This is a genomic window from Natronorubrum thiooxidans (genome assembly GCF_900156475.1).
Taxonomy (GTDB): Archaea; Halobacteriota; Halobacteria; order Halobacteriales; family Natrialbaceae; genus Natronorubrum; species Natronorubrum thiooxidans.
Window position 1 is genome coordinate 311516 of record NZ_FTNR01000002.1, and the last position, 18762, is coordinate 330277.

General features: G+C 62.2%; 26 protein-coding genes and 1 pseudogene. 10 read left to right on the forward strand and 17 right to left on the reverse strand.

The window, feature by feature from the left end; translation table 11 throughout:
* Nucleotides 1-6 precede the first annotated feature (6 nt).
* Both BW940_RS04590 and BW940_RS04595 read left to right on the forward strand, forming a co-directional pair.
* A complete protein-coding gene (locus BW940_RS04590) occupies nt 7-396 on the forward strand; it encodes a DUF2267 domain-containing protein (protein ID WP_076608007.1) in 390 nt (129 codons plus the stop codon).
* Complete coding sequence (locus BW940_RS04595) at nt 393-1139, forward strand: class I SAM-dependent methyltransferase (protein WP_084776731.1); 747 nt, start codon at nt 393-395, stop codon at nt 1137-1139. The genes BW940_RS04590 and BW940_RS04595 overlap by 4 nt, the downstream gene beginning before the upstream one ends.
* Nucleotides 1140-1259: 120 nt before the next feature.
* Here the strand turns inward: BW940_RS04595 and BW940_RS04600 are convergent, their stop codons facing one another.
* The 3 genes from BW940_RS04600 to BW940_RS04610 all read right to left on the reverse strand — a co-directional run bounded on the left by BW940_RS04600 (nt 1260) and on the right by BW940_RS04610 (nt 3116).
* Nucleotides 1260-1505, reverse strand: coding sequence for a YgaP family membrane protein (locus BW940_RS04600; protein ID WP_076608129.1), 246 nt, complete (start codon nt 1503-1505; stop codon nt 1260-1262).
* A gap of 208 nt (nt 1506-1713) precedes the next feature.
* Nucleotides 1714-2151 carry a universal stress protein gene (locus tag BW940_RS04605; RefSeq protein ID WP_076608008.1) on the reverse strand — a complete coding sequence of 146 codons (438 nt, stop codon included), beginning with the start codon at nt 2149-2151 and terminating at the stop codon, nt 1714-1716.
* A gap of 152 nt (nt 2152-2303) precedes the next feature.
* Entirely contained in the window at nt 2304-3116 is an 813-nt protein-coding gene (locus tag BW940_RS04610) for an SDR family NAD(P)-dependent oxidoreductase (protein WP_076608130.1), read from the reverse strand.
* A 143-nt stretch (nt 3117-3259) separates the two neighbouring features.
* On the opposite strand from BW940_RS04610, the gene BW940_RS04615 reads away from it, so the two are divergent.
* A complete protein-coding gene (locus BW940_RS04615) occupies nt 3260-3700 on the forward strand; it encodes a pyridoxamine 5'-phosphate oxidase family protein (RefSeq protein WP_076608009.1) in 441 nt (146 codons plus the stop codon).
* A gap of 31 nt (nt 3701-3731) precedes the next feature.
* On the opposite strand, the gene BW940_RS04620 is transcribed toward BW940_RS04615, so the two are convergent.
* The 4 genes from BW940_RS04620 to BW940_RS04635 form a co-directional block, all read right to left on the reverse strand.
* The gene (locus tag BW940_RS04620) at nt 3732-4322 is read right to left on the reverse strand and encodes a vitamin K epoxide reductase family protein (protein WP_076608010.1); all 591 of its coding nucleotides are present in this window, start codon (nt 4320-4322) and stop codon (nt 3732-3734) included.
* Nucleotides 4323-4586: 264 nt separating this feature from the next.
* Nucleotides 4587-5627 carry an NAD(P)/FAD-dependent oxidoreductase gene (locus tag BW940_RS04625; protein ID WP_076608011.1) on the reverse strand — a complete coding sequence of 347 codons (1041 nt, stop codon included), beginning with the start codon at nt 5625-5627 and terminating at the stop codon, nt 4587-4589.
* Entirely contained in the window at nt 5624-5983 is a 360-nt protein-coding gene (trxA, locus tag BW940_RS04630) for a thioredoxin (protein WP_076608012.1), read from the reverse strand. The genes BW940_RS04625 and trxA overlap by 4 nt, the downstream gene beginning before the upstream one ends.
* 222 nt (nt 5984-6205) lie before the next feature.
* Nucleotides 6206-6841 (reverse strand): class I SAM-dependent methyltransferase, encoded by a 636-nt coding sequence (locus tag BW940_RS04635; RefSeq protein ID WP_076608013.1) that lies wholly within the window; start codon nt 6839-6841, stop codon nt 6206-6208.
* A gap of 145 nt (nt 6842-6986) precedes the next feature.
* Between BW940_RS04635 and BW940_RS04640 the strand changes: the two genes are divergently transcribed.
* A complete protein-coding gene (locus tag BW940_RS04640) occupies nt 6987-7373 on the forward strand; it encodes a DUF302 domain-containing protein (RefSeq protein ID WP_076608131.1) in 387 nt (128 codons plus the stop codon).
* Nucleotides 7374-7459: 86 nt separating this feature from the next.
* Here BW940_RS04640 and BW940_RS04645 read toward each other — a convergent pair whose 3' ends face one another.
* The 6 genes from BW940_RS04645 to BW940_RS04675 all read right to left on the reverse strand — a co-directional run bounded on the left by BW940_RS04645 (nt 7460) and on the right by BW940_RS04675 (nt 13115).
* Nucleotides 7460-8350, reverse strand: a complete 891-nt coding sequence (locus BW940_RS04645; protein ID WP_076608014.1) for a hypothetical protein — start codon at nt 8348-8350, stop codon at nt 7460-7462.
* A gap of 282 nt (nt 8351-8632) precedes the next feature.
* A complete protein-coding gene (locus BW940_RS04650; protein WP_076608015.1) occupies nt 8633-8986 on the reverse strand; it encodes a hypothetical protein in 354 nt (117 codons plus the stop codon).
* Nucleotides 8987-9409: 423 nt separating this feature from the next.
* Complete coding sequence (locus BW940_RS04660) at nt 9410-10555, reverse strand: MBL fold metallo-hydrolase (RefSeq protein WP_076608017.1); 1146 nt, start codon at nt 10553-10555, stop codon at nt 9410-9412.
* A 97-nt stretch (nt 10556-10652) separates the two neighbouring features.
* On the reverse strand, nt 10653-11768 hold the full coding sequence (locus BW940_RS04665) for an MBL fold metallo-hydrolase (protein ID WP_076608018.1): 1116 nt from the start codon (nt 11766-11768) through the stop codon (nt 10653-10655).
* 115 nt (nt 11769-11883) lie between these two features.
* Nucleotides 11884-12228: a four-helix bundle copper-binding protein gene (locus BW940_RS04670; RefSeq protein WP_076608019.1), complete on the reverse strand. Its 345-nt coding sequence runs from the start codon at nt 12226-12228 to the stop codon at nt 11884-11886.
* Between the two features lie 152 nt (nt 12229-12380).
* Nucleotides 12381-13115 (reverse strand): DsbA family protein, encoded by a 735-nt coding sequence (locus BW940_RS04675; protein ID WP_076608020.1) that lies wholly within the window; start codon nt 13113-13115, stop codon nt 12381-12383.
* Between the two features lie 109 nt (nt 13116-13224).
* Here BW940_RS04675 and BW940_RS04680 point away from each other — a divergent pair, with 109 nt between their 5' ends.
* Both BW940_RS04680 and BW940_RS04685 read left to right on the forward strand, forming a co-directional pair.
* Nucleotides 13225-13773: a hypothetical protein gene (locus BW940_RS04680; RefSeq protein ID WP_076608021.1), complete on the forward strand. Its 549-nt coding sequence runs from the start codon at nt 13225-13227 to the stop codon at nt 13771-13773.
* Complete coding sequence (locus tag BW940_RS04685) at nt 13770-14261, forward strand: hypothetical protein (RefSeq protein ID WP_076608022.1); 492 nt, start codon at nt 13770-13772, stop codon at nt 14259-14261. The genes BW940_RS04680 and BW940_RS04685 overlap by 4 nt, the downstream gene beginning before the upstream one ends.
* Before the next feature lie 81 nt (nt 14262-14342).
* On the opposite strand, the pseudogene BW940_RS04690 reads toward BW940_RS04685, so the two are convergent.
* Nucleotides 14343-15043, reverse strand: a pseudogene (locus tag BW940_RS04690) (DUF2270 domain-containing protein).
* Nucleotides 15044-15297: 254 nt separating this feature from the next.
* On the opposite strand from BW940_RS04690, the gene BW940_RS04695 reads away from it, so the two are divergent.
* From BW940_RS04695 to BW940_RS04710, 4 genes are all read left to right on the forward strand, one after another.
* Nucleotides 15298-15669, forward strand: coding sequence for a thioredoxin family protein (locus tag BW940_RS04695; RefSeq protein WP_076608023.1), 372 nt, complete (start codon nt 15298-15300; stop codon nt 15667-15669).
* 135 nt (nt 15670-15804) lie between these two features.
* Nucleotides 15805-16164, forward strand: coding sequence for a winged helix-turn-helix domain-containing protein (locus tag BW940_RS04700; protein WP_076608132.1), 360 nt, complete (start codon nt 15805-15807; stop codon nt 16162-16164).
* Nucleotides 16161-16427 carry a DUF7521 family protein gene (locus tag BW940_RS04705; RefSeq protein ID WP_394329396.1) on the forward strand — a complete coding sequence of 89 codons (267 nt, stop codon included), beginning with the start codon at nt 16161-16163 and terminating at the stop codon, nt 16425-16427. Before BW940_RS04700 ends, BW940_RS04705 begins: the two co-directional genes overlap by 4 nt.
* Before the next feature lie 92 nt (nt 16428-16519).
* Nucleotides 16520-17203, forward strand: coding sequence for an SCO family protein (locus tag BW940_RS04710; protein WP_076608024.1), 684 nt, complete (start codon nt 16520-16522; stop codon nt 17201-17203).
* Between the two features lie 27 nt (nt 17204-17230).
* On the opposite strand, the gene BW940_RS04715 is transcribed toward BW940_RS04710, so the two are convergent.
* From BW940_RS04715 to BW940_RS04725, 3 genes are all read right to left on the reverse strand, one after another.
* Entirely contained in the window at nt 17231-17632 is a 402-nt protein-coding gene (locus BW940_RS04715) for a helix-turn-helix domain-containing protein (RefSeq protein WP_076608025.1), read from the reverse strand.
* A 137-nt stretch (nt 17633-17769) separates the two neighbouring features.
* Nucleotides 17770-18192: a CBS domain-containing protein gene (locus BW940_RS04720; protein WP_076608026.1), complete on the reverse strand. Its 423-nt coding sequence runs from the start codon at nt 18190-18192 to the stop codon at nt 17770-17772.
* Nucleotides 18193-18330: 138 nt separating this feature from the next.
* Complete coding sequence (locus BW940_RS04725) at nt 18331-18735, reverse strand: helix-turn-helix domain-containing protein (protein WP_076608027.1); 405 nt, start codon at nt 18733-18735, stop codon at nt 18331-18333.
* Between the last annotated feature and the right edge of the window lie 27 nt (nt 18736-18762).

Here is an 18762-nt window from a genome sequence, read left to right on the forward strand (position 1 = left end):
CTCGCTATGAACTACAAGGAATTCATCGGCCAGGTTCAGCACCGACTCGAGTATGCACAGTTCGGACAGGCAGTTCGGGCGACCAGAGCTGTCCTGACGACGCTCGGCGAACGCCTGCAAGAAGGGGAGGCGACCGATCTCGCCAGCCCACTCCCGATGGAAATCGATCGCTACCTGATCGACGCCGAGCACGGACAGCGCTTCGACTATCAGGCGTTTCTCGATCGGATCGCCGAACGCGAGGGTGTCGACCGACCCGACGCCAACTACCACGCCCAGCAGCTACTGGCCGTCGTCGGCGAGATCGTTCCGGCGGGGAACCTCGAGAAAGTCAACAATCAACTGCCCGAGGATTTCGATCCGCTGTTCGAACTGATCGAGGCACCTGAGGAGTGACCGCTGACGAGCAGCCACCGGTCGCCGGCGACGAGTCGCCCTCGAGTACCGATGTCGACGGCGCTCCAAGCGAGACACCGCCGGGGCCGATCAGCCGCGTCTCTCGGCCAAAAGGGGCCGCTCGGGAGTGGTACGACCGGATCAGCGAACGGTACGACACGTTCGCCGACCCGTTTGAGGCACCGGCACGCACGGCAGGGATCGACCTCCTCGATGCACAGCCGGGCGAGTGCGTCCTCGACGTGGGCTGTGGAACCGGAACCGCACTCGTCGCGCTGTCCCGAGCTGTCGGGGCCGACGGGACTGCCGTCGGAATCGACCTCGCCGACGGGATGACTCGTGTCTCGAGAGGGGCGCTCGCTGATGCCGGCCTCGATTACGGCGTTGTGGTACTGGGCGACGCCGCGACGCTGCCGTTCGAAGACGATGCCTTCGATGCACTGTTCGTGAGTTTCGTCCTCGAACTGTTCGATACACCCGAGATGCTGGCCGTGCTCACGGAGTGGCAGCGCGTGCTCGCTCCTGGTGGCCGACTCTGTGTCGTCTCACTGTCCCGCCGTGGCGATGGGCCAGCGACGTGGCTGTACGAGTCAGTTCACACGCTGATCCCAACGCACGTCGACTGTCGCCCGATCTACGCTCGTGACACGCTTCGTGAGGCCGGGTTTCGGATCGACGACACACGCGAGGCAACCGTCTGGGTGTTCCCGGTCGAAATCGTTCGCTGTCGACTCGAGTCCTGACCGTGGCCACGAGCGAACAGAACAGGTCGCTCGAGGAGTCATACGGACGCCTGTCGGTCAGTGCCGTTGCACCCGCGACCCACCCTGTAGGTGTGCTGGGACACCGTGACAGCGACTGGGTCAGTCGTCTTCGGACCGGTCGCCGTCGTAGGTGTCTCGGCCCAGCACGCGATTTGCCGGACACGTTTGTGCACCCGCAGACGCCAACAGCACTGCCGCAACCAGTAACATCGCTGCTGCAATGAGGCCTTGTCTGCCGGCTCCAAGCGATTCACCGAAGGCGATGGTCGCCATCGATGCACCGACGAATGCGAGCCCGCCGAGAAGTCGAACCGTCTTCTCCGTCTTGCCGACGTTTTTCTTCACGACGACCACTCCATCCAGCTGCCGTCTCGATACTGCACCAACCGAAGCGTTCGAACAGAACACGTTCCGAATGTCATGATCGATTTTCCGTGCCCTCGTCCGAAATACGTGTCGCAATCGGGTCTTGGACCGTCCCATCCACTCGTGTTCACGCGAGGAGAGCCGTGAGTGATCGAGCGCTGTGTCTCGAGTCAGTCCGTCCGGGCCGCTATCGAACGATCGTCACTGGCACCGCTGCCCGCCGGGTAACCGTTTCGGCAACGCTACCGAGCAGGATCCGTGAGATGCCCGAGCGACCGTGGCTCCCCATGACGATGTGGTCGACGTTCCGGTCGTCGGCGGCCCGCAGAATCGTGTGGGACGGCCGGCCAGTTTCGACAGCCGTCTCGAGCACCGTCGACGAGGAGTAGTTCCCCTCCTCGAATCGGTCTGTGGCCTCGTCACAGAGTTGTTCGCCGCGCTCGCGCGCTCGGTCGAACGTCGTGCTGTCGTAGTAGCCGCTGTCAGAACCCGCGTAGACGCCGTCGGCTGGATCGATGACGTGCAAGATCGTGATCCGCTCGCCGTCGTACTGGTCGAACGCATAGTCTACCGCGTCCCACGACGATTCGGAGCCATCGAGCGGCACCAAGACGTGTTTCGTCATACCGGAACGACGGGATCCGACACCAAAATCTTGTTCATGAGTTCCGAACGGAGACACTCCACAGCACGGTATTCAGACGGTCTGCTGTCCCGGTGTCTCGGCGCACCCCGAACGGTTGCGGGTGCACCGAAACTGACGGACAGGCGTCCGTATCAGATAACGTTCTGTAGGATGCCACCGTCGACAGTAACTGCCTGACCGGTAATGTTTCGGTTCTCAGCCAAGAAGACTGCAAGTCGACCCATATCGTCCGGTGTCTGGTCACGTCCCATCGGAATAACTCGTTCGATGGTTTCCTCGTAGGATTCCTCGAGTTCAGGTGTCAGCACGTCTTCCCACATCGGTGTCTGGACAATTCCTGGGCAGATGGCATTGACCGTTACGTCCGGTGCGAGCTCGAGGGAAAGCGACTTTGTCAGTCCGAGCACAGCGTGTTTCGATGCACAGTAGTGTCCGAGACCGGCCGCGCCGATGTCGCCGGCAATCGAGGCGGTGTTGATGATGCTCCCCTCCGACTCTCGAAGATGTGGAATTGCGGCCTTCGAGACCAGGAATACCCCTTTCGCGTTCACGTCCATGATCGAGTCCCATTCGTCCGCTGCCATCTCCTCGACAGGCGTGACGGTAATAATGCCGGCATTGTTTACGAGCAGATCGAGTCCGCCGAACTCCGAGACGGTCTCGTCGATCAGCGCGTCGACCTGCTCCGGTTTGGTCACGTTGCACTCGACGACATGGGCCCGCTGTCCTTGGTCTTCGATCTGCTCAACGACCGCCTGTGCCCGCGTCGCACCGCTGACTTCCTGTGAGGACTGCTGATTGTACGCCGTCTCGAGGACGTCCACATCAGCAATGACGATGTCGCTTCCCGCGGACGCCAGTTCTGTTGCGATACCGCTGCCGATATCTCCACCTGCGCCGGTAACGATCGAGACTGCCCCATCGAGCGATGTTCGTTCTACCATGATCGACATGCTAGTTCGTCACATGTTATCATAAACGTATGCGACGCTCGCACACTCGAGAACCGCGACAGTGTACCGTCTGCGAAGACACTCCGGATCGTTGTAACTGAACCTTTTCTCACTTCGACCTGTACGCGTAGTGTATGACAGGCCTTCGCTGGGTGCAACTGTCCGAACAGGAGCGAAACGAGTTCCTGGGAACCGGCGGCATTGGCGTGCTCTCGTTTGCAACGAGTGGGGACGAGCCGCCGGCGTCGTTCCCGGTTTCGTACGGCTATTACGACGATGCCGAAGACTTCTACTTTCGGCTCTCCTTTCCGCCAGGGAGTACCAAAGAGACGGTCATCGACAACCCAGTGTCGTTCGTCACCTACGCCGAAGGCGATGACGGCTGGCGCAGCGTCGTCGCCGCCGGAACGCTCGAGGAGCTCACCGAGCTTCCACACGAGTCGGTCGCCGTACAGGGGATGTGGGCGGTCGAAATTCCGACGGTCGACGTCTTCGATCGACCGCGGTCGGAGATCACGTTTCACGATTTTCGGCTCGATCCCGAGACAGTGAGTGGTCGGAAAGAAACCAGCTGATCACCGACCCCGGGAGAGCGAAATCGCGCGATCAGGTTCCTGGGATCGGTGCCAGCGTGAGACCGTACATCGCCGTCACCGTCATCCCGATGATCGCGACGAGCAGCGGCGGCCAGATCCGTGTACTGGAGACCGGCGGAGCGATACGACCGCCGCCGAGATACTTCACGACGAGTTCGATCGTGAACAGGCTCGTCGTCGCCGCCGCGGACATCATACAGAACGGGCAGATCGCCCCGATCACGCCCAGTTGCAGGTAGACGAAGTACGCCGACGCGCCCAGCCCACCGAGCGTGATCAGGAAGATCCCTCGCTCGAGCAGGTCGTGTTTCGTCTCGAGCCAGAGCCCGCCCAGGACGAGCATCGTGGCGTAGTAGCCCGCGCCGAGTAAGGCAAGCGGGATCGGGCCAACGTACGCCCACGCGCTCGTGATCACGGCCATACTTCCCTCGGGTTCGATGCCGGACGGGAGCGGGAGCGCCCAGAAGTGCACCGCGGTGAGGAAGATACTGGCGCCCCACCCGATGACCGCGATACCCAGAAAGGCACCGAGGAGTTTGTTCACGTAGCGTTGTGCGCCGTAGGACTGCGTCGTACTCGTGTTCGAGATGGATTCGCCCATTGTATGCTGCTGTATAGACTATTCGAACTTAAGACTTTGTGTGATTACCACAATACTACACACAAGTGGACGGGCTGAGTCGATCGATATCGCACGAGCGTTCCGTCACTCGAGTCAGTAGTAACCAAACTGCTAGCAAGTTTGCACTGCTAAAAGCCACGTTTCCACGATGGGGGACCAGGAATGATAACAGCACGGAACGTAGAAGTTAGAATTGTCCATAAAACGCAATACTAGTGCGAAGCGGCGATCGAGTCGAACGCGCTAGTCGTCCGCCTCGACGGCGACAGCGGTCTCGGATTGAGATGCGACAGCCTGCTCCTCGAGCCAGGATTCAGCGTCGAGCGCGGCCATACTCCCGGTTCCGGCAGCCGTGATCGCCTGTCGATAGTCGGGATCCATCACGTCACCCGCGCCGAAGACGCCCTCGACTGCGGTTTCGGTCGTCATCCCCTCGAGGGTCTGCAGATAGCCCTCTTCGTCGAGGTCGACGGCCGTCTCCTCGAGAAACGTCGTGTTCGGGACGTGGCCGACGCCGTAGAAGATCCCGCCGACGTCGACGTCCTCCGACTCGACGTCCTCGTCGGAGCCGAGTTTCTCCTTCGGGCGGCCGTCGGGGTGGCTCACCAGCGTCGCACCGGTGACACCGTCGTCCTGGGAGCCGTGGATCTCGAGTAGTTCGGTGTTCCAGCGGAACTCGATCTGGTCGTGTTCGCGGGCACGACGAGCCATGATGTCGGAGGCGCGCAGTTCGTCGCGACGGTGAACGACCGTGACGGTGTCGGCGAACTTCGCGAGGAAGAGCGCTTCTTCCATCGCGCTGTCGCCGCCACCAATCACGAGCACGTCGTCGCCGCGGTGGAACGCGCCGTCACAGGTCGCACACGTCGAGAGGCCATAGCCCATCAGCTCGTCTTCGTTTTCGGCCCCAACCCAGCGCGCGCTCGCGCCGGTTGCGACGATCAACGACTGCGTTCGCAGCGTCTCGTCGTTCGACAGTTCGAGAGCGAACGGTCGCTCCTCGAGCGCCGCGTCCTCGACGGTGCCGTGGACGAACTCGGCACCGAACCGTTTGGCCTGTTCTTTCCCGTTCTGGATCAGTTCCATGCCGCCGATCCCCTCGGGGAAGCCGAGGAAGTTCTCGACCTCGGTCGTCAGCGTCAGCTGGCCGCCTGGCTCCGGCCCCTCGAGTACGATCGGCTCGAGGTCGGCGCGTGCGGCGTACACTGCCGCCGAGAGCCCGGCGACGCCGGAGCCGACGATCACGACGTCGTGGACGGTCGCGTCAGGTGTGTCCTCGTTCATTCAGTGTATCCCTCGATCATGTCGCGCAGTCGGTCTGCCGGCAGCGCGCCGGTGTGCTGTTCGACCTGCTCGCCGTCCGCGAAGAGCACGAGCGTTGGGACGCCGCGGACGCCATAGGCTCCGGCGAGTTGCTGGAGGTCGTCAACGTCGACTTTCGCGACGACGGCGTCGGTTTCGCTCGCCAGCCCCTCCATAACGGGCTCGAGCATCTGACATGGCCCACACCACGTCGCAAAGAAGTCTACGAGGACGACGTCGTGGTCCGCGACGACCTCATCGAGGTGACCTTTGCTCTCGATGTGGACGGGTTCGTCGGGAGACTGTCCGGGTGAGCCGCTGTGTGCATCAGTTGCCATCACGCTCTTCTATGGGCTGGTAGTGTTTAAAGGTTTTGTGTGAATTGCACAATACAGGAATGGGTCGAGCTCGCGTCGAAGCAAGCAGGGATACATTGGCGATGATCGAACAGCCTTCATTCCCCGAATAACTCCCGTTTCGCGCAGTGGAACGTTCTCTCGAGTAGACTGTGTGATGAGCAAACACGAATCAGTGTTTCGAAATCTGTGCAACGCGGACGATCACGCAGGAACGTGAAAGCGACCGAAATACCCGACTCGAGTGCCCGCGAACGCGTCGAACTCGAAGCCCTCCCGACTGGCTCGCCGGCGAAGCGTCGGTCGGGTAACGAAGTGAGGATCCGGGAGCAGTTCTCCGACGACGAGGCGGCCACCGGGTTTCACCACGCGGTAGAGTTCGGCGAGTGCTCGCTGTTGATCGGGGATTTCACCGAGGGTGAGGACCAGATATGCGGCGTCGAACGTGTCGTCGGGATACGGCAGCGTCTGTCCGTCGGCGTGGACTGGGACGACGTTTGTACAGTCTCGAGCAGTCGCCTGCGTCCGGAGTTGCTCGAGCATCCCTCGCTGGACGTCGACCGCGTGGACCGTGCCACCCGGCTCGAGCTGCCGTGCGATGGGGAGCGTGTAGTGCCCCGTTCCAGACCCGACCTCGAGGATGCGCTCGCCCGACTGTGGTGCGAGCAGTGCTCGCAAACGGGTCCGCGTGATGACGGGCCGCGGGAGGTCGATCCAGCGTCGGCGGGCGTACGGACACGGGGACGGGTGCTGCCGCCAGCGAAGCGCGTACGCGACGCCGGCGACGGCGACGAACCCAAGCAACCCGAGGAGTGCTCGGGTGACGCGTCGAGTGACCATCGGACGTGGGTTGTCGACGGATCGACTAAGGCTTTGATTCTGGCGCCATCGTGAGCGAAGTCGTCCAGTAACGGCTCGTCGTCGCTCTCTCGAGACTGCCACTGCCACCACAACAGCCATGCCTATCCATGTGGTCTTGTACAATGTGTCCTATACAACAAACAAGCGAGTTGACGGGGCGTTCGACGACGTCGTCGGGATGACGATCGATGCACTCGAAGACGCGGGGTTCGGCGTCCTCTGCGATATCGACGTTCAGGCGACGTTCGCAACGAAACTCGAGGAGGAGTTCCGTCAGTACAGAATTCTGGGCGCGTGCAATCCCGGGTTGGCACATCAGGGCCTCGAGGAGGATCTCGATCTCGGAACGCTCCTGCCGTGCAACGTCGTCGTCTACGAGGACGATGCCGGCGACGTGATCGTCAGCGCCGTCGATCCCGGCCAGTTGCTCGCCGTCGCCGACAACCCGGCACTCGAGTCGATCAGCGATGATGCCAACGACCGGTTCGAACAGGCTTTTGAGAGTCTCTAATCAGGTTCCTGCGTTCTCAGCGACAGTTCTCGCTGTGGTCGCCACGGCCCGGACGAACTGAGCGCCACACCAGCGCCGGCGTTGTGTCATCTGTCCCGCTTCGGTCGACGATCCGTGGCCGAGACAGGAGTCTCGTCCCGAGTCACAGCGGTCGACGAATCGGTCGGCGACTCGAGCGAGCGCAGGAACTGGGCCAGTAGCGCGAGACTCGAGGCCGAAAGTAATCCGAACACGACGAGGACGGGCATCGGAACGCCGTCGCCGTCACGGATCATGAATACGGCCATCGCCAGGACGGCCAGACTGAGCGTCGCCGCCTTCACGAGAAGGACGGCGGTGAACGCGTACCCCCACGCTCGGCGCTTCCGGAGCCAGTGTGCCGAGAGCAGGAACGCCGGCAGGATGATCCCCAGATCGAGCGAGTAAATGACGGATGTCGGGAGCGCCGCCTCGGCGACGCTCGGGGGGACTGTCCCGGCGACAATCGCCGGCAGAATCTCCGCCAGCCACAGGACCGCGACCAGCACCGCCAGCACCACCTGAAAGGCGACGTACGGCCGAACGGACAGGTCGCCGGCGGCTGCTTTTAGTTCCGCGGCCTCGAGTCGGGCCAGTCCGCCGACGAACGTGACCAGCGTGAGCCACAGCAGCGTCGTGTAGACCAGATACAGCTCGTTAAATGCCGTCATGAACGCGTACGACGCGTAGGTGTACAGCAGGTAGCCGTCCACGCCGAGCCAGACGATGTAGCCTCGCAACGAGCCTCGAGCGGCGTGGTAGAGCGCGATCGCGAAGATGGGAAGCGCAACGACCAGCGTCAGCAGATCCTGTCCGTAGACCTGCGGTAAGAGGACCGGTGCGTCGCGGTAGAACCCGGGGACGAACAGCCCGACGGTCGTCGCGATGCCCGCGAGGACGAGCGTCGCCACCGAGGCGAGGACGTACGGCCGCGGCAGTGCTCTCTCAGCGCTGGTCATGACACCCCTCGTGAACCGGCTCGTCGTGCATCGTCGTGTCGGAGTCGTCGAATCTGGGTCACGCCTTCATCACCGTTGACACTCTCTCGGATAGAATACGACATAAAGGGCGCGACCGAGAAGCGGTCGCCGGGAGCACCGCCCGTCGGCGAGCCGCGAGCGCGGACATGCGGACGCCTTTCGACGCACTGTTTGGGCGCCCATACGGACTGCTGTCAGTCAGTTCCATCGCAACCGCTGGCGGTTTGTGGTTGCGCCGGGACATCGGTACAGCAACCTGTCTCACTCGTCGTCGGCCGCCGCCAGTGCCACCGGATCGGGGTACGACTCGAGGTCGCGAACCTCCTGTGTGGCCCGTCCGTCGTCCGACTCGTAGTACCGGTGTCGTTGGATCCACTCCGTCGCTCTATCGTACCGGATCGCCACGCGCTCCATGACCTCCTCGCCGCGGTCGGGATCGGTGTGGATCGAGACCGTCTCGTAGGCCTCGATCTGGTAATCCCCGTCGGCGTAGCCCGTTACCTCGAGCGTCGTGCGCTCGGGTTCGAGTTCCTCGACAGCGTACTCGAGGAGGCGGTCAGCCAACTCGTCGAGGATCGCAAGCGAGGGAATCCCGGTGTCGTCGCTCGTGGTCATCGGTCAGGAATCGAAACGTAGTTGGCTCCTTGCATCAAGTGATCGAGACGTCGGCCAAGCGGGTGCGCGGTCCGTTCGAGCACGCAGCCAGCTACCATCTCACTCGAGTTAATCGTTCGCCCTTGAGCGAGCCGATCACGGCCGGAGCGTGGATCGAACGACCCTTCGCCGGAGATGAGCCCGTAGCCGAACGCAGCGCAAGCCCGACGACGACGCCCCAGAGCGGCCAGATCGGGAGCCGGACCCACCGCGCTGTACGGGAGAGCGCAATCGAGGGGAGTCCGCACCGATCGGTCCTTTCGTGTCATCAACCACGAACGTTCGCGTCATTCTCGGTTCGCAGGAACGACTGACGTGACCCGGATCGCAGCAGGCCCGCTTGAAGCGACCACGAGCAGAACGACAACGAGTGCTCGAGCGGCGTCAGGCCGCGCAGTTGTTCGGTCCGAGCTCGAGTTCCGTCGCTTCCGCCGGGTCGTCGAGGGCATCCCGGCCCGTGTTCAGTTCGATCACGCGCTCGTAGTTCGGCGGCTTCTCGGGGGCGTTCTCGGTCAACCGGCTGACGAATTCCGCCTCCTCGAGGCCGAGCAAGTCGAGGTCGTCGCGGAGGTCGCCGAGTCGAGCCGCGATCGGGTCGCCCGGCGAACCGACCTCGTATCGGCCGTCTGTCGTGACCGAGACGTGGCCCGGCAGGATTCGCGTGTCGTCTGGCAACTCGAGGATCGTCTCGTGGAGCGACTCGTACAGCAGTTCGGCACCGGTGGCGGCGTCCTCGTCACCGAACTGGAGTTCCGTGCGGCCGACAGACTCGACGAACAGCGTATCGCCAGTCAACAGCGCCTCGCCGTCGACGAGGTAGTTCACCATCTCGGAAGTGTGTCCCGGCGTGTGCAGGATCTCGATCTCGACGTCGCCGATCTCGATCGTCTCACCGTCGGTGAGCGGTTCGTACTCGTAGTCAACGTCGCGATCAGTGGCCGCCTCACCGAGGTGGTAGGGCACGTCGAGCGTCTCCGCGAGCGTCCGACCGCCGGAGATGTGGTCGGCGTGGACGTGCGTGTCGAGGACCCGATCGATAGTGACCCCGGCTTCGCCAGCGACGAGCGTAAACTGGTCGATCTGGCGCGTCGGGTCGACGACGACGGCGCTCTCGGCGGCTCTCGAGCCGACGACGTAGCCCAGACAGCCTTTCGCGCGCCGCTGGAGTTGCGCGAGAAACAGGTCGTCGTTTTGCGTCTCGATCGGGACGACCTCGTACACCGTGCTCCAGTCTTCCATCCCGCCTTTGACCACAGAGACGTCGTTGTAGCCGTGTTGCTCGAGTTCGAAGCTAAACGGTGTTGACGTGAGTCCCTTGCCACAGATGGCGACGATCGACTGGCCGTCGGCCAGTTCGTCCACGCGGTCCAGTTGTTCCTCGGAGAAGTCGTCGTCGGGTCCGAACGGGACGTTCTCGGCGCCGGGGATGTGCCACTGCTCATAGCTCTCTTTAGGTCGCGTATCGACGAGTGCAAACGGCTCGCCGGCATCGAGCTTGTCCGCGAGTCGCTCGGCAGTAATTTGGTCCATAAGTGGGATGCACCGACAACACTAGTCCCGTATCGATACGCATAGCTACCCGCCTTGCAACAGCGACCCCGCCAGCACCGGGTTTGAGCCGACCGAGTCAGTTCGCCGCGCAGTTGTTCGGCCCGAGTTCAAGTTCCGCGGCGTCATCGGTCAGCGGTTCTTTGCCCCAGTTGATGGCTTTGATCTGATTGTAGTTCGCCGGTTCGTCGGAGAGGCCGTCGACGATGGTCTGGACGAACGCGTCGCGGTCGTCCATGCCGAACAGGTCGTTGGTCGCCTCGAGTTCGCCGAGCGTCGTCGCGAGGGGTCGGATCTCCTCGTCGCTGAAGTGGCCGGGGAGGACGACCAGCTCGTCGGGCAGGTCGGCGAGCCGGTCGAGGCTCTCGAAGAGTGCGCGCGCCCCCTCGCGGACGTCGGCCTCGTCAGTTCCCTCAAGATCGGGCCGCCCGACGCTTCTGATGAACAGCGTATCGCCGGACAGCAGCCCGTCGCCGATGCGAAGGGAGACGCTGCCGGGGGTATGGCCGGGCGTGTGGAGGACCTCGAGGTCGCGGTCACCGACGGCGATGCTGTCGCCGTCTGCGATCGACGCGTAGCCCTCGAGGTCGCCGCCGTCGGCGTCGTGCAGGTAGTACGGAACATCGAACTCGTCGGCCATCGGCCGGCCACCGCTGACGTGGTCCGCGTGGGCGTGCGTGTCGACGACGCCGACGATCTCGACGCCCTGGTCGTCGGCGACGCGTCGGTACTGGTCGACGTACATACTCGGATCGACCACGACGGCCTCGTCACCGTCGGCGACGAGATACGAAATACAGCCGGTTCCAGGGCGGACGACCTGCGTGACGCCGTCGACGCTGTCGACGTCGTACGTGACGTGAACCCGTCCCCAGCCGTTCATGCCGTCGGCCATCGACCGGGCGTCGTGGCCGTGGTCGCGGAGGACGTCCGCAGCGGTTGCGGACGTGATACCGGCGACACAGACGATGGCGATTTCCTCGTCGTCCGGGAACTCCTCGAGCGAGGCCTCGAGTTCGGAGACGTCTCCCTCGAGCAACTGATCGTAGATCGGGAGGTTGTAACTGCCCTCGACGTGCCACTCGTCGTAGTCGTCCTCGTTTCGAACGTCGAGGATGAACAGGTCGTCGTCGTCGCGTCGGGCGGCGACTTCGTCCGGAGCGATCGTCGGGTCTACGCCTTCTGTCTTGCTCATATCACTCAATACTACGCACAGGACGATAATAAAGCTGCCCGCCATATGACGGTATGGGTCGTCGTCTTCTGAGAGGCACACCCACAAAAATCGAAACGTGGACTCGAGACTGTCGCTACGCCGCCATGTTGCGACACGACTCGGCACACTCCGGCAGAACGTCGGCACACACCTGACAGTGCTCGTGGTCGAACTGCGCGCATTCGTCGGCACACGCCTCGCACGCGTCCGCGCAGACGCTCGCCAGTTCGCCATGGTAGTCCGAATCGCGGGCCATCAGTCGGGCGTGCAGCGTCGTCAGATCAGCGACGTCGCGACAGAGTCGGATACACTCGGCCATCTCCTCGCCGTGGTCTGCACAGGCATCTGCACACCACTCACAGGCCTGAGCAGCCTCGAGGCAGTTGTCGATACACGCTTCCATCTGGTCGTCCGAATGTGCGAGTTGTTGTAACGACATTGCAAGAATCAGATCACCGTGATTTTCAATCAGCCTCGCGCATGCCGGTGCAAGCCAGCGTCGAAGTCAACTCCTGCACCTGTCGATCGAGAAACGCGCTCTGGAGTCGACGATGTGTGCCATCACCGGTGGCTCGTCGACGGCAGTCGTCGTTAGGCGTCTTCGATCCGCTCGATTGCCTCGTCGAATCGGTCGTTCGGCTGTGCGCCGACGAGTCGCCCAGCCGTTTCGGCGGCCGGGTTGAAGACGATGAACGTCGGTGTCCCCGACACGCGGAGCGACTGTGCCCGTTCCCCGTCGGTTTCGACCTCGGCTTCGAGTTCCGATCGACGGTCCTCGAGACACGACTCGAGAGCCTCGGCGTCGACACCGGAGACCGAACGGGTGTACTCGATGAGGTTGTCAGTGGCGGCCCAGCCCGCGTTCTTCTCGCCCTGTTCGTCGAACACCGCCGTATGCCAGTTCCAGTACGCCGTTGGCTCGTCCTCGCGGACCTGGTCCCAGACGCACTTGCTAGCGACTGCGGCGGTCATCGAGTCCGCGCCGAAGTACGCCAGCGGAACGAACACGATTCGAACCTGCCCCGGTTCGACGTACTCCGAGACGAGGTTGGGGAGCGTCTCCCGTTCGAACTGCTCGCAGAACGGACACTGAAAGTCGGTCCAGTAGTAGAGCTCGAGCGGTGCGTCGGGCGAGCCCATAATCGCCTTTCCGGCGAGGTCGACGCCCAGCGGGGACGTCTCGTCGCTCGAGTGGAACGTCGCCGACTGGGCGTGGGCAGTGTCCTCGTCGGAGTCGGAGCGTGTGAAATAATACGCGCCGCCAGCGCCGAGTGTCACGACTGACCCGGCGAGGAAGGCGCGACGGGATGGCTGATCGAGCGACATCTGGTAGTGTGCGGTCGTTCACGGGACGTGACTGTAACGGAGTCGTCGATTTGCTGAGTCAGCAAAACAGAGCCGCTCATTTCAGTTCCCCCTGCATCGGTTCACGTAAATGCTCTCGCGGAACTCGATTCGGGGATACCTGACGAACCTCTCCGCAGCGGTCTGGTACCCGTTCGAGACGTGGCGAGGAACGATCGGACTCCTCGTCGTCGCGTTCGTGACGTACGTCCTCTTGATCTTGAGTACGATGCCGGAGTTCTCGCTCCAGATGCTCGGCGACGGCGTCCACTGGTTCGAGTACGTCCTCGTCTCGTTAACGGAGACGGTGTACCGCACCGACGGCTGGACCGGATTGGGAACGATCGTCCTCTACGCGCTGCTCTCGGGTGTCGCCATCGTCAACGCCGCCGCACAGCTTCGCGTCGTCGGCCTCTCGAGTCTCACCGACCTGTCCGGGGTGCTCCCCGGCCTCCTCGCGTCGGGCTGTGCGAGCTGTGGCGCTGGACTGCTCGGTTTTCTCGGCTTCGCGGGCGGACTGGCACTGCTGCCCTACGACGGCGCGTTGCTTCGCGTCGGTGGCCTCGCGCTCTTGCTCTTCTTCCTCGGGCGTGCGGGCCATCCTGAGCAGTGTGCGGTTCCGACGGAGGTGTCGCGATGACGGCCCCACGCACGCTCGGAGCGATCCGCTCGAATCCGCGAGCGATCCTGTGGGGAACGGCCGCCGCCGTCGGCGTCTTCTCGCTGTTCGGTCTCGTCACCGGACTCATCCCGAACCCGCTGTACGTTCGGATGGTTCCCCGGACACCGACGGATTACCTGTTTCTGACCCTGACCGCGCTGCTGGCGGGTGTCTATATCGCACAGCGGCTATCGACCGACGTCGATACCGACCTCGAGAGGACGGGCGAGGGAGACGGCTCGGGCACGGGATCGGAGGACCGCTGGGCGATGGGCGGACTGATCGGTGGCTTTCTCGCGGTCGGCTGTCCGATCTGTAATGCCTTCCTGCTCGCGCTGTTCAGTTCGTCGGCGCTGATGACGTACTTCGATCCGCTTCGGCCGCTGCTCGGTGCCATCTCCGTGGCGCTGCTGGCAGGGCTAATCTATACGCGCCACAAACGCACGTGTTCGACCTGTGCCACGTGATCGTGGGTGCTCAGGTGGTCTGCTGTCCCGGTTTACTGGTGCATCCGCAGGTGTGCCGGAACTGTCTTACAGTCGTCCGTCTCACTCGGACTCCTTCCAGTCGCCGGCCTCTGTCTCGCGAAACTCCTCTTTCGCCTCGCGCTCGCGCGGCCAGAACGCGAGCACGAGAACGCCAACGTAGAACGTTCCGACGATCCCTGCGACGACCGCGCCGGGGGCAGACGCGATGGCCGCGGTATCGGGAAAGTTCTCGCCCGGCGCGAAGGCGGTGACGCGAAAGAGCCACGCGAGACAGAGCACGGTCAGCAGTGCAAAGTAGATGCGTCGCAGCCGGTTCGAGATCGCCTCGAGCAGCGTGATCTTCAGCGTCGGTCGCCGGTAGTCGTCGCTGAGTTCGGCTCGCCAGTCGCTGTGTTCGTCGCGTTGGGATGGGTCCAGCGTCGTTGCGAGGAAGTTCTGCTGGAGGAGTCGTACACGAGCACGATAGACGTCGTAGTCGCGATATCGCCGCGCCTCGATCAGGAGGAACATGTCGACGGCCAGCACGCCAACGAGGACGATGTAGTGGGGGTTGTCGGGGCTCGAGAACGCCCACGTGAGGATCGCGGCCATCACCGTGACGCTCCACGTCGTCGTTTGGTCGAGCGCGAACGCCAGGTCGTCTCGCGGGCGAGTTCCCCGCGATAGGCGTGACCCAGAACGGCATTTAGCTCCGAGAGATCGTAACCGAACTCCCGTCCCGGTTCGGCCTGTGTGGACTCGTCGTCGGTGGTGTCGGTCATCGGTTGCCCACTCTTTCGACGGCCGGCGAGAAATTAGTAGCCACTGAACGGCAGTGTACACTTGATCGCGTATCGGCTGTACGATCGGTGAAACCCGTTCCAGCCGCTGCTACAGCGCCGGTCGAGTACGCGGCCAAACAACGAGAATTGAGCATTCCAGCACGAGCAACCCGAGCGATGAGTGCGAGTCGACCAGTCCAATATTGTGGAAACTGTACAAAACACTCAAGTACTGGCGACTCGTTGTTTCGGTAATGACTGAAACAGCACCTTCGGAGACGGTCGGCGATGGAAGCGGTCCCCAGAAACCCGTCCAACTGGACAGCGTCGCCGACTACGACGAGTTGCTCGAGGCCCACGACCTCGTGTTGCTCGAGTTCATCACGTCGGGTTGTGGAATCTGTGCGTCGATGGAGCCGGTGCTCAGCGCGGTCGCTCGCAGCGCACCGGGTGCCGTCGCAACGGTAAACGCCGGCCTCGTTCCGGACGTTGCCGACGAGTACCAGATCCGCAGTGTCCCAACGCTCGTCGTCTTGAAAGACGGCGCGGAGGTCGCGCGCCTCGACGACGGCTTCCAGAGCGCAGAAACAGTCGTCGAACTGCTCGAGACGCACGCGGCGCAGTGAACAGGTTTATTTCGACCTCGTAATGCTATTTTAGCGCAATACTGGCTCGAATCGAACGGCCCACAAAACACCTCCGCCGTTTTGCTGGACCGGCAAATCGTCGCCTACTTGTTCGACGGCGGTAATCGACTCGCCGTGCAACACGAGGGACAGACAGATTCGGCGGAGATCTTTCAGGTTCTAGCCGACGACTACGCGCGGCGGATCCTCGTCGCCGCGGATCAGGGGCCGATGACGGCGAAGATGCTCAGCGAGGCCTGTGACGCCTCGCTCGCGACGGTGTACCGCCGCGTCTCGATGCTGCAGGAACACGACCTGCTCGAGGAACGAACGTCAGTCGGGCCCGACGGCACGCATCGACGCGAGTTCGAGACGGTACTCGAGGAACTTCACGTCGACCTCTCGGGCGGCGAACTCTCGCTGACGATGGAAACGCGCGATGAACTCGCGGACAATTTCACGGCGCTGTGGGACGGATTACGAGGCGACAAATGATCGAAGCGCCGTTCGTGATCGCCAAACTGATCACGCTCACATTGAGCCTCGCGGTCGCATATCTGGCCTATCACGGCTACCGTCGAAACGACCGCGAGCCGATGCTGTACGTCGCCGCCGGATTCGTGTTTATCGGTGCCGGCGCAGTCTGTGAGGGCCTGATTTACATGGTGTTTGGCACCTCGATCCTGTCTGCCGGACTCATTCAGGCTGCAATCGTCTCGAGCGGCATGGTGCTCGTGCTCGTTTCGCTGACCAAGTGACGGCTCGACCCGTCGCCGTCGCAGCGGCGATCGATTCGCTGACCCGGCAACTAACCGGTCGCCATTTATATGCTCGACAACAACCTCGAGATATGCATCGCCGTCGATATCTGTATACGGCCGCCACCGCTGGGATCGTTGGCACTGCCGGCTGTCTCGAGACGCTCTCTGGAACGGGCGATAGTCGAACCGTCCTCGAGCCACCGGAACAGGACTTGAGTGAGGCATCTCACCCGAGTTACGACGAACCGTTGCCCGAGACCACGCTTCCCGATCCGCTGCTCGGCGACGAGATCTCGACGGCACAGTTCGAGGGCGAGCGGGCCGTCTTGATGACGTTCTTTTATACGAACTGTCCCGACGGTATGTGTCCGGCACTGACCTTGCGCTTGCGTCGCACACAGGAAGTCGCAGCGGAAGAGGGGTTCGCTGACAAGTCGGCGTTTCTCGCACTGACGTTCGATCCCGAGCGGGACACGCCGGACGTACTCGAGACCTACGCCGGCGAGCAAGGTGTCGACCTCGATGCCGAGAATTGGCATTTCCTCCGGCCGGAAACGTACGAGGAGGCGAAACAGGTCGTCTCCGAGCAGTACGGGTTGCCACTCGAGAAACGCGACGCCGACCAGTACGAGAACCTCGAGTACGCGTTCCCCCATTACAATCTGATCTTGCTCGTCAACGAACAGGGGATCGTCGAGCGAGCGTACCCGAACGGTGCGACCGTGGACGTCTCGCGTGTCGTCGAGGACTTCGAGACCGTCGTGACTGCGTGATACCCACCTCGATCATTTCGTCAGTGCTCATTCGACGGTCGTTGTCCCGTTACTGGCGTGTTCGTACTGCTCCTCGAACACCTGAATGAGTCGGTCCATCTTCGCATACCAGTCGTTGACGGTTCGCTGCATATCGCGTGCGATCTGTGCGGCTGGCGTCGAGAAGTAGACGTGGTAGTACCCGCCCTGCTCGTAGTTGACCTGCTCCTTTTGGACGAATCCGCTCTGGAGCAGTCGCTGAATCGATCGGTAGGCGGTCGAGCGCTCGCGGTCGACTCGGTCTGCGACCTCGTCGATCGTCAACGGCTCGTCGCTCTCGACTAGCACCCGGTAGCATGCGGTGTCGAGTTGTGTGTGACCGTGGAGACACTCCAGCAGTCCTTCACACACCATCTCCTGCTGGAGTTGCTCAGTCATCGAGTTTACCATCGTCTTATGCTGATATTCGCGTCTCGTCGTGATAAGAATTTTGTAAGATTCGTACAATACCAGTCGGCCGTGATAGCGTCCACGTCCGCGACCGAATTCTCTGTGCGGTCGCACTGCCGCTGGCGGGTGTAGTGCGGTCAGTACGGCGGTCGTTGTGCCTGCACGACGTCTGCGAGCTGTTGGTGCTCGTCGGCGAGCAGTTCGTTCAGATCGTCGATTGTAATAATCCCGGTCAGTTCGCCGTTACTGTCGGTTACGGGAAGTCGACGAATACCGTGTTCGCTCATGAGCTCAGTGGCTTTGTAGAAGCCGCTATCGTGTGCGACCGTACACAGATCCGTCGACATCACGTCCGCTGCAGTCAGTTCATCCGGGTGGTCGCCTGCCGCAACCACCTGCAACGTCAGGTCGCGATCAGTTACGATCCCGACGGGATCGCTCTCATCAACGATGACGACGCTGCCGACGTCTTCATTGTCCATCGTCGTTGCGAGTTCTTTGGCCGATTCATCCGTGGCTGCCGTAATAACGTCACTCCGTGCGAGGTTGTCTACTGGCATCGTTCGCTCACCAGACTATCCTCCCCACGCCCGAGAATATAATCCCGTGTGCCGTTTATTCGATATCCGTACTGTCTTGCTCGAGAACTATTGCAAAACCGAGTCTCGAAACTACGGGACCACGATATCGACCTGGCGTTAGCTTTCGACTGCAGTCACGCCGTCATCGACGTGTTCGTACTTGTCTTCGAACTCCTGGATGAGCTGGCCCATCTTCGCGTACCAGTCGTTCAACATCCGTTGCATGTCGTTGGCGATCTGGGAGGGGTCCGTCGGGAAGTAGACGTGGTAGTAGCCACCCTGATCGTAGTTGATCTGTTCTTTCTGGATGAAGCCACTCTGGAGAAGTCGCTGGATCGACCGGTAGGCAGTCGACCGTTCCCGGTCGACTCGGTCGGCGACTTCATCGATCGTCAGCGGCTCGTCGCTTTCGACCATCGCTTGAAAACACTCCTTGTCCAGTTGTTTGAGACCGTGGATACACTCCAGGAGCCCCTCGCAGGCCATGTCTTGCTGGAGTTGTTCCGTCATCGAATTTGCCATGTTACTGGTTCTAGATAGGGATCCTGC

Bases quoted from the DNA above. Each gene is read 5' to 3' on its own strand.
- BW940_RS04610 (WP_076608130.1), bottom strand. From the start codon at position 3,116: ATGGTAGAACGAACATCGCTCGATGGGGCAGTCTCGATCGTTACCGGC.
- BW940_RS04645 (WP_076608014.1), bottom strand. From the start codon at position 8,350: ATGACCAGCGCTGAGAGAGCACTGCCGCGGCCGTACGTCCTCGCCTCG.
- BW940_RS04650 (WP_076608015.1), bottom strand. From the start codon at position 8,986: ATGACCACGAGCGACGACACCGGGATTCCCTCGCTTGCGATCCTCGAC.
- BW940_RS04625 (WP_076608011.1), bottom strand. From the start codon at position 5,627: ATGAACGAGGACACACCTGACGCGACCGTCCACGACGTCGTGATCGTC.
- BW940_RS04680 (WP_076608021.1), top strand. From the start codon at position 13,225: ATGCTCTCGCGGAACTCGATTCGGGGATACCTGACGAACCTCTCCGCA.
- BW940_RS04675 (WP_076608020.1), bottom strand. From the start codon at position 13,115: ATGTCGCTCGATCAGCCATCCCGTCGCGCCTTCCTCGCCGGGTCAGTC.
- BW940_RS04590 (WP_076608007.1), top strand. From the start codon at position 7: ATGAACTACAAGGAATTCATCGGCCAGGTTCAGCACCGACTCGAGTAT.
- BW940_RS04660 (WP_076608017.1), bottom strand. From the start codon at position 10,555: ATGGACCAAATTACTGCCGAGCGACTCGCGGACAAGCTCGATGCCGGC.
- BW940_RS04670 (WP_076608019.1), bottom strand. From the start codon at position 12,228: ATGTCGTTACAACAACTCGCACATTCGGACGACCAGATGGAAGCGTGT.
- BW940_RS04695 (WP_076608023.1), top strand. From the start codon at position 15,298: ATGACTGAAACAGCACCTTCGGAGACGGTCGGCGATGGAAGCGGTCCC.
- BW940_RS04635 (WP_076608013.1), bottom strand. From the start codon at position 6,841: ATGGTCACTCGACGCGTCACCCGAGCACTCCTCGGGTTGCTTGGGTTC.
- BW940_RS04605 (WP_076608008.1), bottom strand. From the start codon at position 2,151: ATGACGAAACACGTCTTGGTGCCGCTCGATGGCTCCGAATCGTCGTGG.
- BW940_RS04665 (WP_076608018.1), bottom strand. From the start codon at position 11,768: ATGAGCAAGACAGAAGGCGTAGACCCGACGATCGCTCCGGACGAAGTC.
- BW940_RS04715 (WP_076608025.1), bottom strand. From the start codon at position 17,632: ATGGTAAACTCGATGACTGAGCAACTCCAGCAGGAGATGGTGTGTGAA.
- BW940_RS04710 (WP_076608024.1), top strand. From the start codon at position 16,520: ATGCATCGCCGTCGATATCTGTATACGGCCGCCACCGCTGGGATCGTT.
- BW940_RS04705 (WP_394329396.1), top strand. From the start codon at position 16,161: ATGATCGAAGCGCCGTTCGTGATCGCCAAACTGATCACGCTCACATTG.
- BW940_RS04720 (WP_076608026.1), bottom strand. From the start codon at position 18,192: ATGCCAGTAGACAACCTCGCACGGAGTGACGTTATTACGGCAGCCACG.
- BW940_RS04620 (WP_076608010.1), bottom strand. From the start codon at position 4,322: ATGGGCGAATCCATCTCGAACACGAGTACGACGCAGTCCTACGGCGCA.
- BW940_RS04725 (WP_076608027.1), bottom strand. From the start codon at position 18,735: ATGGCAAATTCGATGACGGAACAACTCCAGCAAGACATGGCCTGCGAG.
- BW940_RS04615 (WP_076608009.1), top strand. From the start codon at position 3,260: ATGACAGGCCTTCGCTGGGTGCAACTGTCCGAACAGGAGCGAAACGAG.
- BW940_RS04685 (WP_076608022.1), top strand. From the start codon at position 13,770: ATGACGGCCCCACGCACGCTCGGAGCGATCCGCTCGAATCCGCGAGCG.
- trxA (WP_076608012.1), bottom strand. From the start codon at position 5,983: ATGGCAACTGATGCACACAGCGGCTCACCCGGACAGTCTCCCGACGAA.